At 65.8% G+C, this 12,580-nt stretch carries 14 protein-coding genes, 1 tRNA gene and 1 pseudogene; 8 read left to right on the forward strand and 8 right to left on the reverse strand.

Annotated elements, in window-relative coordinates:
- The first annotated feature begins 203 nt into the window (after positions 1-203).
- Positions 204-1,451, forward strand: coding sequence for a putative DNA modification/repair radical SAM protein (locus J1C47_RS12080; protein WP_207351010.1), 1,248 nt, complete (start codon positions 204-206; stop codon positions 1,449-1,451).
- 4 nt (positions 1,452-1,455) lie between these two features.
- Here J1C47_RS12080 and J1C47_RS12085 read toward each other — a convergent pair whose 3' ends face one another.
- Positions 1,456-1,767 (reverse strand): HigA family addiction module antitoxin, encoded by a 312-nt coding sequence (locus tag J1C47_RS12085; protein WP_207351011.1) that lies wholly within the window; start codon positions 1,765-1,767, stop codon positions 1,456-1,458.
- Between the two features lie 13 nt (positions 1,768-1,780).
- A complete protein-coding gene (locus J1C47_RS12090) occupies positions 1,781-2,068 on the reverse strand; it encodes a type II toxin-antitoxin system RelE/ParE family toxin (protein WP_207351012.1) in 288 nt (95 codons plus the stop codon).
- Positions 2,069-2,133: 65 nt separating this feature from the next.
- Here J1C47_RS12090 and J1C47_RS12095 point away from each other — a divergent pair, with 65 nt between their 5' ends.
- Positions 2,134-2,622: a nucleoside deaminase gene (locus tag J1C47_RS12095; protein WP_207351013.1), complete on the forward strand. Its 489-nt coding sequence runs from the start codon at positions 2,134-2,136 to the stop codon at positions 2,620-2,622.
- Positions 2,623-2,637: 15 nt separating this feature from the next.
- Here the strand turns inward: J1C47_RS12095 and J1C47_RS12100 are convergent, their stop codons facing one another.
- Positions 2,638-3,051: a type II toxin-antitoxin system VapC family toxin gene (locus J1C47_RS12100; RefSeq protein WP_342591973.1), complete on the reverse strand. Its 414-nt coding sequence runs from the start codon at positions 3,049-3,051 to the stop codon at positions 2,638-2,640.
- A gap of 9 nt (positions 3,052-3,060) precedes the next feature.
- Entirely contained in the window at positions 3,061-3,324 is a 264-nt protein-coding gene (locus J1C47_RS12105; RefSeq protein WP_207351014.1) for a type II toxin-antitoxin system Phd/YefM family antitoxin, read from the reverse strand.
- A 90-nt stretch (positions 3,325-3,414) separates the two neighbouring features.
- Between J1C47_RS12105 and J1C47_RS12110 the strand changes: the two genes are divergently transcribed.
- A complete protein-coding gene (locus J1C47_RS12110) occupies positions 3,415-4,905 on the forward strand; it encodes a UdgX family uracil-DNA binding protein (RefSeq protein ID WP_207351015.1) in 1,491 nt (496 codons plus the stop codon).
- A 30-nt stretch (positions 4,906-4,935) separates the two neighbouring features.
- Here the strand turns inward: J1C47_RS12110 and J1C47_RS12115 are convergent, their stop codons facing one another.
- Together J1C47_RS12115 and J1C47_RS12120 are read right to left on the reverse strand one after the other, a co-directional pair.
- A complete protein-coding gene (locus J1C47_RS12115; protein WP_207351016.1) occupies positions 4,936-5,355 on the reverse strand; it encodes a type II toxin-antitoxin system VapC family toxin in 420 nt (139 codons plus the stop codon).
- Complete coding sequence (locus J1C47_RS12120; RefSeq protein WP_207351017.1) at positions 5,356-5,631, reverse strand: FitA-like ribbon-helix-helix domain-containing protein; 276 nt, start codon at positions 5,629-5,631, stop codon at positions 5,356-5,358.
- Between the two features lie 214 nt (positions 5,632-5,845).
- Between J1C47_RS12120 and J1C47_RS23735 the strand changes: the two genes are divergently transcribed.
- The 3 genes from J1C47_RS23735 (at position 5,846) to hisG (ending at position 9,762) form a co-directional block, all read left to right on the forward strand.
- Positions 5,846-7,678 carry a histidine--tRNA ligase gene (locus tag J1C47_RS23735; protein WP_245396513.1) on the forward strand — a complete coding sequence of 611 codons (1,833 nt, stop codon included), beginning with the start codon at positions 5,846-5,848 and terminating at the stop codon, positions 7,676-7,678.
- 4 nt (positions 7,679-7,682) lie between these two features.
- The gene (locus J1C47_RS12135) at positions 7,683-8,822 is read left to right on the forward strand and encodes an ATP phosphoribosyltransferase regulatory subunit (RefSeq protein ID WP_207351018.1); all 1,140 of its coding nucleotides are present in this window, start codon (positions 7,683-7,685) and stop codon (positions 8,820-8,822) included.
- 247 nt (positions 8,823-9,069) lie between these two features.
- The gene (gene hisG, locus J1C47_RS12140) at positions 9,070-9,762 is read left to right on the forward strand and encodes an ATP phosphoribosyltransferase (RefSeq protein WP_207351019.1); all 693 of its coding nucleotides are present in this window, start codon (positions 9,070-9,072) and stop codon (positions 9,760-9,762) included.
- Between the two features lie 135 nt (positions 9,763-9,897).
- On the opposite strand, the gene J1C47_RS12145 is transcribed toward hisG, so the two are convergent.
- Positions 9,898-10,929 (reverse strand): aspartate-semialdehyde dehydrogenase, encoded by a 1,032-nt coding sequence (locus J1C47_RS12145; RefSeq protein ID WP_207351020.1) that lies wholly within the window; start codon positions 10,927-10,929, stop codon positions 9,898-9,900.
- Positions 10,930-11,193: 264 nt separating this feature from the next.
- Here J1C47_RS12145 and J1C47_RS12150 point away from each other — a divergent pair, with 264 nt between their 5' ends.
- Both J1C47_RS12150 and J1C47_RS12155 read left to right on the forward strand, forming a co-directional pair.
- A complete protein-coding gene (locus tag J1C47_RS12150) occupies positions 11,194-11,835 on the forward strand; it encodes a thiamine diphosphokinase (RefSeq protein ID WP_207351021.1) in 642 nt (213 codons plus the stop codon).
- A 177-nt stretch (positions 11,836-12,012) separates the two neighbouring features.
- Positions 12,013-12,089: transfer RNA gene (locus J1C47_RS12155), tRNA-Arg, on the forward strand.
- Between the two features lie 248 nt (positions 12,090-12,337).
- On the opposite strand, the pseudogene J1C47_RS24010 reads toward J1C47_RS12155, so the two are convergent.
- Positions 12,338-12,580, reverse strand: a pseudogene (locus tag J1C47_RS24010) (hypothetical protein); the annotation flags it as partial.

Here is a 12,580-nt window from a genome sequence, read left to right on the forward strand (position 1 = left end):
ATGTCCCCTTGGCCATATAACGCGGCTTGCCCGCTTTCGTTCGGCCCCTGCGGCAATTCGCGTTCACGAACAATTGGTTGCGTCGCGCGGTGCGGCGCTGGCAGGGGGCGAGGCGGCAAGGGAAGGATGCTGCGACAATTGGTTGCGGCCTGAAAACGTCGCGCGGTCTGGCCGGAACAATGCATGAACGGTATGTCCGTCCGATGCCGACGCTCGATCTCCGCCAGAAACTCGCCGTCCTCTCCGACGCGGCGAAATACGACGCCTCCTGCGCCTCCTCCGGGGCGGCGGGCCGCAATTCGGTCAAGTCGAAGGGGATCGGCTCGACGGAAGGCTCCGGCATCTGTCACGCCTATGCGCCGGACGGGCGCTGCATCTCGCTCCTGAAGATCCTGCTCACCAATTTCTGCATCTACGACTGCGCCTACTGCATCAATCGTTCGTCCTCGAACGTGCAGCGGGCACGATTCAGCGTCGAGGAGGTCGTGGCGCTCACCATGAACTTCTATCGGCGCAACTACATCGAGGGGCTGTTTCTCTCATCCGGCATCATCAGGAATTCCGACTACACCATGGAGGAGATGGTCCGGGTCGCGAAGAAGCTGCGGCTCGAGGAAAACTTCTCCGGCTACATCCATCTGAAGACGATCCCGGACGCGGCGCCCGCGCTGCTCGAAGAGGCCGGGCTCTTCGCCGATCGCCTGTCGGTGAACATCGAACTGCCGACCGACGCGATGCTCTCGGCGCTCGCGCCGGAGAAGGACGCCCGCGACATCCGCCGCTCGATGGGGCACCTGAGGGCGAAGATCGAGGAGCACAAGGGCGAGAAGCGCGACCGGACGCGGCCGGCGCGGTTCTCCGCCGCCGGCCAGTCGACGCAGATGATCGTCGGCGCCGACACCTCCACCGACGACGACGTTCTCGGCCGTTCGGAAAATCTCTACGGCAACTATCGCCTCAGCCGCGTCTACTATTCGGCCTTTTCGCCGATCCCGGATTCCTCCAGCCGCCTGCCGCTTGCAAAGCCGCCGCTGATGCGCGAGCACCGGCTCTATCAGGCCGACTGGCTGATGCGCTTCTACGGCTTTCAGCGGGCCGAGATCGTTTCCGGCGGGGAGGGCGGCATGCTCGACCTCGCCGTCGATCCGAAGCTCGCCTGGGCGCTGAAGAACCGCGAACGGTTTCCCGTCGACGTCAACCGCGCGGAGCGGGAACTGCTCCTGCGCGTCCCGGGTCTCGGTACGCGGGCGGTGAAGCGCATCCTCTCGACCCGCCGCCACCGCGCGCTGCGTCTCGACGACGTCGCAAGGCTCTGCCAGTCCGTCGACAAGGTGCGTCCTTTCATATCGGCGCTCGACTGGTCGCCGGGCGGGCTGACGGATCGCGAAGGTCTGCGCGACAGCTTCCTGCCGAAGGCGAAGCGTGCGGCACGGCAGCTGGAGCTTTTTTGACCGGTCAGGCTGCCTCGCTCGTGTCGATGATCGGTTCGATCCGGGCGAGGCTGTCCGCGACCTTTCGCGCTGCGATTTCGAGATCGTAGGCGTTCTGAAAGTTCAGCCAGAACTGCGGCGTCGTGGCGAAAGCCCGGGCAAGGCGAAGCGCAGTATCGGGGGTGATGCCCGCTTCTTCACGGATCAGGCGCTCAATTCGCCTTCGCGGAAGGTTCAGTCGCTTCGCCAGACTTTCGGCACTGATCGCCAGCGGCAGAAGGTATTCTTCGCGCAGATATTCACCGGGGTGAACGGCTCGGGCAAATCGGATGGTCATTTCGGTGCGTCCTTCACCCGGCATGGTAATCGACGATCTCGACATCCTCCACCCCGGCGTCGGTCCAGCGGAAGCAGATGCGCCACTGATCGTTGATCCGGATCGAGTACTGGGCCTTTCGGTCCCCTTTGAGCGCTTCCAGGCGATTTCCGGGTGGCGATCGAAGATCGTCGAGATGAACCGCGTAGTCGATCGCGCGCAGCTTGCGTTCGGTCCGCCCCACGAGCTCGGCCGGAAATCCCTTTGGCGCCTTGCCGGAGGCGATAACTTCGACGAATTTGCCTTTCGTCGAAACGATCATGCCGTCATCCCGATCTCCTCGGCAGGGCATGATACAGCTTTGCCGTCGGTTCAGAAAGTGACGCAATGAATGACGATGCCATCCTCGAATTTGACCTTCGCCATCTCCGCCGCTGCGTCGAACTCGCCCGGGAGGCGGTCGAGACCGGCAACCGGCCCTTCGGCTCGGTGCTCGTCTCAGGCGACGGAACGGTGCTGAAGGAAGATCACAACCGCACCGGCTCCGGCGATCCGACGGCGCATCCGGAATTCGCCCTGGCGCGCTGGGCGGCGCTGAATCTCTCGAAGGAGGAACGGGCGAAGGCGACGATCTACACCTCGGGCGAGCACTGCCCGATGTGCGCGGCGGCGCAGGGCTGGTGCGGCGTCGGCCGGGCGGTCTACGCGACGTCGACGCCGCAGCTGGTCGAATGGCTGGCCGAATTCGGCGCGCCGCCCCTGCCCTACAAGCCGGTCACGCTGCGGGAAATGCTGCCGCATGTGGCGGTCGTCGGGCCGGTGGAGGGCTTTACGGACGAGATCCGGGCGCTGCACGAGCGGGTGCATCGGCGGTGACGACGGCCGATCCGTTCAGGCCCAGGGATCGAGCAGGCGCAGGCCGTCGATCTTTCTGAAATCTTTGACGTTGCGTGTCACCAGCGTCAGTCCGTGCACGAGCGCCGTCGCCGCGATCAGGGCGTCAGCCAAGGGTCGTCGGTTTGGAACCTGGATGGCCGCACAGGTGACGCCGATCCCTTCCGAAACGGCAATGATGCGATCCGCTTTGATTTCGGCGCGAAACGAGAGAAGCCACCTTCGCAGACTTGCGCCTTGGCGTGGATCCCGCCGCTCCATGCCGAGAACGCCGATTTCGAGTTCCATCAGGGTGATGGCCGACACATAAGCCGTTTCGAGTGGCAACGCTTGCAAGCTCGCCGCGACGCCCTCGTCGATTTTCGCCGGATTGCGCAGTGCCGAAATCACATTCGTATCGAAGAGATACACGATCAGGAATCAGTCGAAATCGACTTCTCGCGGCAGGCTCTTGTCCCGTTGCGGCTGGAAGTCGAAGTCTGCGTCGGGTGAAGGATCGGCGAAAAGATCCAGCACCGACCGCCGCTCTTTCTTCAGCCGTTCGTATTCCTCGTAGCTCATGAGAACATGGGTCGGCCGCCCGTGGTCCGTCACCACCAGCGGGGCGTCGTTTGCAGCCTTACGGGCGGCAGAGGCGTTCTGGTTGAACTCGCGGGCGGAGATCTGTCGTTCGTGAACTCTCATCGCACCGCTCCCTTGTGGGATCTTAATCCAGGAAAATACTACATGCGCGGACCTCGTTCAATGGCCGCCGAAAGCACGGATCATCGTTCCATGTACAACGCCCCGCTCGCCTTCCCGGCCGATTTCGACGGATGGCGGGATGCCGCGCGGCGGGCGCTGACGCTGAGGATTCCGCCGGAGGAAATCAGCTTCACCGTCGGCGGGGAGACGCCGGGCCTCTTTGCCGAGGAACTGCCTGAGACCGCGCCGGCGACTGCCGCGCAGCCGACCGTGCCGAAGGCCTTTCCGGACCTTGCCCGCAAGCTCGTCTGCTACGCCGACGAGGATCGCTTCGTCTTCGCCTATCGCCTGCTATGGCGGCTGCAGGGCGAGAAGAAGCTGCTCGAGATCGCCGCCGATCCGGACGTGCTGCGCGCCGCCGAGATGGAGAAGGCGGTCTGCCGCGACAGCCACAAGATGAAGGCCTTCGTGCGCTTCCGCGAGATCGAGGACGCCGAACTCGGCCGGCACTCGGTCGCCTGGTTCGAGCCCTTCCACCACACGGTCGAACTGACCGCGCCGTTCTTCGTCCGGCGCTTCGCCGGCATGGTCTGGACGATCCTGACGCCGGAGCGCACCGCCCACTGGAACGGCGAGGAACTCGCCTTTCTGCCCGGCGCGACCCGCGACATGGCGCCCGCGGACGACGACATGGAGGCGCTGTGGCTGACCTATTACGCCTCGATCTTCAATCCGGCGCGGCTGAAGGTGAAGGCGATGACCGCGGAGATGCCGAAGAAATACTGGGCGAACATGCCGGAGACCGCTCTCGTCAAACCGCTGATCGCCGGCGCCGAGGCGGCGACGCGCCGCATGCTGGAAACCCGGCCGAGCCTGCCGAGTTTGCATTCGGAAAAGCTCAGGGAGCGCCGCGCCGTGACTTTGCCCCGCATGGAGAAGACGCCGGAGCTCGGCCCCGGCCTCGGCACCAACAAGGCGCCGGACACCATCGGCGAGGCGCAAGAGCAGGCGGCCCACTGCCGGGCCTGCCAGCTCTGGGAGCCGGCGACGCAGACGGTGTTCGGCAAAGGGCCGGAGGACGCGCCGGTGATCTTCGTCGGCGAGCAGCCAGGCGACCAGGAGGACATCGCCGGCGAGCCCTTCGTCGGCCCGGCCGGCAAGGTTTTCGACCAGGCGCTGGCGGCGGCCGGCATCGACCGGTCACAGGCCTACGTCACCAATGCCGTGAAGCACTTCAAGTTCGAGCCGCGCGGCAAGCGGCGCATCCACGCCAAGCCGAATACGAGCGAGATCAGCGTCTGCCGCTGGTGGCTCGACCAGGAGCGCCGGCTGGTGAAGCCGAAGCTGATCGTGGCGCTCGGCGCGACGGCGGCCCAGGCGGTGCTAGGCAGGAGCGTCACCATCAAGGCGACGCGCTCGAAGCTGATCGATCTCGACGAGAAGACGAAGCTCATCGTCACCGTCCACCCGTCCTATCTGTTGCGGCTGCCGGACGAGGCGGCGAAGGCGCGCGAGACGAAGGCGTTCCGGGCGGATATGGCGCTGGTCCTTCAGACGGTGCCGGAGCTGGCTGTGGGTTGATAACCCACAGCCGACCTAACGGCGGTCAGGTCAGGAAAGCCACGGGTTGAGTATGGCGATGCCGCAGTCGTCGAAATCCTTGACGTTGCGCGTCGCGATCTTTGCGCCCTGGACGGCTGCGATGGCCGCGATCTGCGCATCCATCTCCTTGATGGGGCGCCCGATTGCTCGTCTGTTCGCCCGGATGTCGGCATAGGCCTCGGCAGCTTCTCCGTCGAAAGGCAGGATGCGGCCGCCGAAATCCTCCGTCAGGGTCGCTTGGAGACTGTCGGCCAGAAGCGTCCTTCGCCGTCCGACCGGCATGACGGCAATGCCATATTGCAGCTCGGCTTTACTGATCGCCGTGAGAAACACCGCGTTGATCTCCTGCCGATCCTGCCAGTCCATGACCCGCTGCTCTGGGAGTGCGCGCATCATTTCCGATATGACATTCGTATCGAGAATGATCATTCAATCGAAGGACGGCGGTTCGCGGCTTGGCTCACGCGCAGGCAGTTCAAGTTCGACGCCGCCGATCGGCTCGAACCTGGCCCGAATTCTTGAGGCGAGGTTGCCGCGCTCGCGATTGGCCATGGCCTCCTGCGACTGCTTGTCTTCGGCGATTTCGAGCGCTTGTTGCAACAGAACCCGCGCTTCGTCTTCCATCGAGCGGCCGTGCTTGTTCGCTCTTCGGCTGATCTGGTTCGTCGTCTTGTGGTCGAGATTGGTGATGGTCAGGCTTGTCATTCCTGCACCTCGGAGCGGGTCCCGGGACATATAGGTCGATCTGACCGCCAGATGCCAGATTATCGCGTGGAACTGCTGGGTCAATTCGCCTTCCGCTTGACGCGCTTGAGCCCATCCGGCCGATGGGCTAAGCCGCAGCCGGACAGTTTACGGGCAGGCGCCGGCACAATTGGGTTGCGAACGGCCGCCGGCCGCGACGCATTGGTGAAACGAAATGGCCGGGAAAAAGCCGAAACGGGTGACGGCGCGGGTGCCGCGTGGCTTCGTCGACCGCGACGCGTCGGAGCTCAGGGCGCAGGACGCGATGCTGGCGAAGATCCGCCGGGTCTACGAGACCTACGGCTTCGAGCCGGTGGAGACGCCGGTCTTCGAATATACCGATGCGCTCGGCAAGTTTTTGCCCGACAGCGACCGGCCGAACGAGGGCGTCTTCTCCATCGAGGACGACGACGAGCAGTGGATGAGCCTGCGCTACGACCTCACCGCGCCGCTCGCCCGCTATGTGGCCGAGAACTTCGAGACCCTGCCGAAGCCCTATCGCTCGTACCGGGCAGGTTATGTCTTCCGCAACGAGAAGCCGGGGCCGGGGCGGTTTCGCCAGTTCATGCAGTTCGACGCCGACATCGTCGGCGCGCCGAACGTTTCGGCCGACGCCGAGATGGCGATGATGATGGCCGACACGATGGAGGGCCTCGGCATCCCGCGTGGCCAATATGTGATCCGGGTGAACAACCGGAAGGTGCTCGACGGCGTCTTGGAGGCGATCGGCCTCGGCGGCGAGGAGAATGCCGGGCGCCGGCTGACGGTGCTGCGGGCGATGGATAAGCTGGATCGAATAGGCGTAGAGGGTGTCCGTCAACTTTTAGGAAAAGGTAGGACTGACGAAAGCGGTGACTTCACTGCCGGCGCGAGCCTTTCCGATGACGAAATTGGCTTTGTCCAACAGTTTGTTGAGGCCGGCAGCGAAGAAGACCGGAAACGCAAAATACAGACACTTATCCACGCTATGGGGCAGGGGGCGGACGTGCTTGTCCCGCTCATGCGCGCTTGGTCGGAAAAAGCCCAGGCGGAAGCCGAAAATACCGCAAGAGCGAAGGCAAATCTGGATGACGCTCAAATCACCGATTTGCTTTACCTATTCACACTACACCCAGCTGGATATCAGAGTGTGGGTGAAACACTTCCCGTAGACGACAATTCTTATTTTGAAGCACATTTTCCTGATAATATTTATTATTTGAAAATTTTGAATACTAAGACCGTTGACCTGTATCGGCACCATTTTTCGAAATATCCCTCAATGCAAGAAGGTTTGAATGAGCTGGCCGCTATGGCGCGTATGTTCGAAGAAGCAGGTTACGGAACTCAGCGTATCCTGATCGACCCCTCTGTCGTCCGCGGCCTCGAATACTACACCGGCCCGGTCTTCGAGGCCGAACTCCTCTTCGACGTCACCAACGAAAAAGGCGAGGTCGTGCGCTTCGGCTCGGTCGGCGGCGGTGGGCGCTATGACGGCCTCGTCTCGCGCTTCATGAGCCAGCCGGTGCCGGCGACGGGCTTCTCCATCGGCGTCTCGCGGCTGATGACGGCCTTGAAGAATCTCGGCCGGCTGGAGACCGAGCGGCGCATCGGGCCGGTGGTCGTCACCGTCATGGATCGCGACCGCATGGCCGACTACCAGGCCATGGCGACGCAGCTGCGCAATGCGTTGAACCCGAAGGACGAGAGCGGCGAGCCGCTCGGGGCCCCCGTGCCGGTCGAGGTGTTCCAGGGCAACCCCAAGCAGTTCGGCAAGCAGCTGCAATATGCCGACCGGCGGAACGCCCCTTGCGTGATCATTCAAGGTGCGGACGAGAAGGCGGCCGGCAAGGTGCAGGTCAAGGATCTCGCGCTCGGCAAGGAGCTCTCGGCACAGATCGAGGGAAACGCCGAATGGCGCGAGGCGCGGGCCGGCCAGGAGCTGGTCGACTATACGCCCGAGAACCCCGAGGCGATGATCGCGGCGGTCCGCGCCATCCTCGCCCGCCCGTCCGGCGGCGGGGCCTGACCCGATGGGCCGGGCAGGGGAGACGATGGGCGAGGCGCTCGACGCGCTGTTTGCGGCGCGCGGGGCAAAGGCCTCGCAGGTGCCGATCATCCTGCCGGCCGAGCCCTATCTCGACACCGCCGGCGAGGCGCTGCGCCGCCGCATCTTCCTGACGCGCGGCGAGGGCGGGCAGAATCTCTGCCTCAGGCCCGACTTCACCGTGCCGGTCTGCATGCGCCACATCGCCGAGGGCGCCGATCTGCCGCGGCGCTATTCCTATCGCGGCCTGGTCTTTCGCCAAAGGGCGGGCGGGCCGGCGGAGTTCTTCCAGGCCGGCATCGAGGATCTCGGCGAGGAGAACCGCGCGACCTCCGACGCCCGCAGCCTCGCCGACGCGCTGGCGAGCCTTGCGGCCTGCGGCGTCGATCCCGCCGGCCTCGACGTCATTCTCGGCGACCAGGGGCTGTTCGAGGCGGTGCTGAGGGCGCTCGGCCTGCCCGAAGGCTGGCAGCGGCGGCTGATCCGCACCTTCGGCCATGACGGCCAGCTTCGCGCCGCCCTGGCGCGGCTCGCCGAGGGGCCGGAAGACGCTCTTTCGGGCATCGAGCCGCAACTCGTCGATCTCGCCCGCGACCGCGAGGAGGGGGCGCTGACCCGGCTGGTGCGCGACCTGATGGAGGAGGCGGGCCTGCCGCCGCATTCCGGCCGCTCACCGGGCGAGATCGCCAACCGGCTGATCGAGAAGGTGCAGGTGGCGGAAGCCCGGCTCGGCGAGGGCGCGCTGGAGCTTCTGCAGAATTTTCTCGCGCTCGAATGCCCGCTCGACGAGGCCGGCGACCGGCTCGCCGCGGTGACGGGCACCGCCGGGCTCGATCTCGGCCGGGCGATGACCGCCTTCATGACCCGCAACCTCGCGCTCGAGGCGGCGAATGTCGATCTCGCGGGGATCACCTACCGCGCCGCCTTCGGCCGGCCGATCGACTATTACACCGGCCTCGTCTTCGAGGTGCGCGAGACGGGCGCCGAGGAGCCGCTCGCCGGCGGCGGCCGCTACGACCGGCTGATGACCATCCTCGGCGCCCCGGCGCCGATCCCGGCGGTCGGCTTCTCGCTCTGGCTCGACCGGATCGAGGCGATGGCGCGTTCGACCGGGAAGCCGGCGTGAGCTGCGGCTTGCCCCCCTCTTTCGTCCTGAGCTTTTGTCGAAGGGCGGACATCTCTTCCACAAGGGGGGAGATCGATCCCGCGCGAATGATCTCGCCGCTCTTCGAATGCCGGAACCTGCCGATGCCTCTTCAGCCTATGCGCGGCCGCCGAGTTGCCAATCTCCCCCCTTGTGGGGGAGATGTCCGGCAGGACAGAGGGGGGTGCCTCGGCACTGACCCTGGCCGCTTCTACCCGCTGGAGGCCGCATGACCATCACCCTCGCCATTCCCTCCAAGGGGCGGCTGATGGAAAAGTCCCTCGCCGTCCTGAAGGAGGCCGGCATCGCCGTCTCGGCCGGCGCGACCCGCTCCTACCGCACGAAGGTCGAAGGCTTCGACGGCCTCGAGGTCCTGCTGCTTTCCGCCTCGGAGATCGCCCGCGAGCTGCGCGACGGGGCGATCGACTTCGGCATCACCGGGGAGGACCTGATCCGCGAGACGATCCCCGATGCCGACGTCGCGGCCGGGATCGTCGCAAGGCTCGGCTTCGGCCATGCCGACGTGGTGGTCGCCGTCCCGAAGGCCTGGGTCGACGTCGCCTCGATGGACGATCTCGGCGACGTCGCCGGCTCGTTCCGCGCGCGGCACGGAAGGCGCCTGCGCATCGCGACGAAATACTGGCGGCTGACCCAGGGCTTCTTCTCGCGCACCCACGGCATCCAGAGCTACCGGATCGTCGAGAGCCTCGGCGCCACCGAGGGCGCGCCGGCGGCGGGTTCCGCCGACATCATCGTCGACATCACCTCGACCGGCTCGACGCTGACGGCGAACCGGCTGAAGGTGCTGTCGGACGGGGTGATCCTGAAATCCGAGGCCTGCCTCGCGGTCTCCGAGGCGCGGCAGCGCGAGGCGGACGACGCGCGCCTCGCCGCGGCTCTGTCGGCGCGCTTCGGCGCCTGACCGCCGCCCCGGGCTCGCCCAGGTTGCTTTTCGCCTGCTCTTTCGCAGCGGCCCGGCCGGCCCGGCCGGGCGTCATCGCGTCATCGTAACGGGCCGGGACGCCGCCGGGTCCGTTCGCCGGATCGGGCCGCCGGATCAGGCGGCCTTCTTCTGCTTCAGGAGGCCGCGATTGACCAAGAGCTCGGCGATCTGGACGGCGTTCAGCGCCGCGCCCTTGCGCAGATTGTCCGCGACGACCCAGATGTTGAGGCCGTTCTCGACGGTGATGTCCTCGCGGATGCGGGAGATGTAGGTCGCGTCCTCGCCGGCGGATTCGTAAGGCGTGACGTAGCCGCCGTCCTCGCGCTTGTCGACGACGAGGCAGCCCGGCGCCTCGCGCAGGATCTCGCGGGCCTCCTCGGCGCTGATCGGATTCTCGAACTCGATGTTGACGGCTTCCGAATGGCCGATGAACACCGGCACGCGCACCGCCGTGCAGGTCACCTTGATCTTCGGGTCGAGCATCTTCTTGGTCTCGGCCATCACCTTCCATTCTTCCTTGGTGGTGCCGTCCTCCATGAAGACGTCGATATGCGGGATGACGTTGAAGGCGATGCGCTTGGTGAACTTCTTCTTCTCGACCGGATCGGCGACGAAGACCGCCCGCGACTGCTCGAAGAGCTCGTCCATGCCTTCCTTGCCGGCGCCGGAGACCGACTGGTAGGTGGAAACGACGATGCGCCGGATCCGGGCGTGGTCGTGCAGCGGCTTCAGCGCGACGACGAGCTGGGCGGTCGAGCAGTTGGGATTGGCGATGATGTTCTTGCGGGTGAAGCCGGATATCGCGTCGGCATTCACCTCCGGCACGATCAGCGGCACGTCCTGGTCGTAGCGCCAGGCCGAAGAATTGTCGATGACGACGCAGCCCTGGGCGGCGATCTTCGGCGAGAACTCCTTGGAGACGTTGCCGCCGGCAGACATCAGGCAGATGTCGACGTCGGAAAAGTCGAAACCGTCGAGGGTCTTCACCTTCAGCGTCCGGTCGCCGTAGGAGACCTCCTGGCCGACCGAGCGGCGGGAGGCGAGCGCCACGACCTCGTCGGCCGGGAAGCCGCGTTCCTCGAGGATCGACAGCATCTCGCGGCCGACATTGCCGGTGGCCCCGGCGACGGCGATCTTGTAGCCCATGGATTTCGACCTTCCCTCGCTCTCCCCTCTTAGATCGATCGAGCACGCTCGTCCTCCGCCCCGGGGGAGACAAGCGGGGCGAGGGCGTCAGCCAATCGACGTTTTCGTGGGTTCGGAGCGCACGGTCATGGCGCCGATATGCGCGTGATCGCAGGGCTTGTCAATCACGCGAAATCGGGCATTGAGGCGGCTTCCGGCGAAAGTCGGCGCGCCTGCCGGTCGGGGGCCGCCGCAACGGAGCCGGGAGAAGAGAGTTGCTGTTCGATGTCGCATTTCGTCATTCTCCTCGCCGGGCGCATGCTGCCGACGCCGCGGCTTCGCGCCGCCCTTTCCGGCGCGCGGGCGATCGCCGCCGACGACGGCATGCGGCATGCGGGGCCGCTCGGCCTGTCGCCGGAGCTCTGGGTCGGCGACTTCGATTCCACCCCGCAGGAACCACCGATCGCGCTGGCCGGCGTCAGGCGCGAGACCTTTTCCCGCGACAAGGACAAGACCGACGGCGAACTCGCCATCGAGGCGGCGATCGGGCTCGGCGCGGATCGGGTCACTTTGGTCGGCGCCCTCGGCGGCCCGCGCTCCGACCATGCCTTCGCCCATCTCGTGCTGGCGCTGCGCTATGCCCGCGAGGGCCTCGGCGTCTCGCTGCTCGACGGGGTCGAATCCGCCTATCCGCTCGATCGAGCGCCGCGCCGCTTCGACCTTCTGCCGGGCACCCAGTTCTCGATCCTGAAATTTTCGAACGTCGAAGGCCTGACCATCGAGGGCGCGAAATGGCCGCTCGAGGCCGTCGATCTTCCCTTCACCTCGATTCTCACCCAGTCGAACGAGGCGGCCGGCCCGATCATCGTCAGCCTGCGGGCGGGCGAGGCGATCCTGATCGCGCAGGACGATCCGGCGGTGCGCTGAGGCGGCGGTGCTTTGAGGCTGCGTCCGGCCGATGGCTTGCGGGGTGGGTGCCGGGGTGAGGCCGGCCCGGCCGCCGCGCGCGGCTCCCTGTCCGGAAGGTTCCGCCGCACCTGCCGAAAAAGCCCGGACCGGAGGCTTGGCCTTGCTGCCGGACTTCACTATGGTGCGCGCCCGAGTGGTCCCGTAGCTCAGCAGGATAGAGCATCAGATTCCTAATCTGAGGGTCGCGCGTTCGAATCGCGCCGGGATCACCATGGAACCCTCTGAAATCATTGGATCCGTGTCGTCGAGAGGCATGGCTTCCGGGCCAGTCAGTGGGTCATGTGGCTCCGACTGTGGCAGATCGGGCTTTCCCGCCGCCAAATCGATCGCATGCCGGAGCGCCCGCTCATCGAGGTGGGGGTAGCTCTTCGTCATCGTCGACGTGCCGTGTCCCAGCATGCTCTGCACCGCCTTTTCGGAAGCGCTCGCCTGCCGGTGCCACTGGAATCCAACTCCACATGGCAATGACAGGATCGCCGCAGACATCGCCCCATTCGGCGAAGCCGCGGTTGGGGCTGAGGATCATCGCGCCGGTCTCGTCGCGGGCGTTGACGAGCTGGAAGGCCGGATTGCCGCCGCCGGACCCGAGAAGCGGCCTTGCGGCTGCCTCGGGCCCGGCGATCTCAGCGTCGGACGTGAGCGTCAGTTCGACTTTTTCATCGAGCCGTCGCTCGACGCCGGCTGCATCGCGTCGCCCGAGCCG

Origin of the sequence: Jiella sonneratiae (genome assembly GCF_017353515.1) — a bacterium.
Taxonomy (GTDB): domain Bacteria; phylum Pseudomonadota; class Alphaproteobacteria; order Rhizobiales; family Rhizobiaceae; genus Jiella; species Jiella sonneratiae.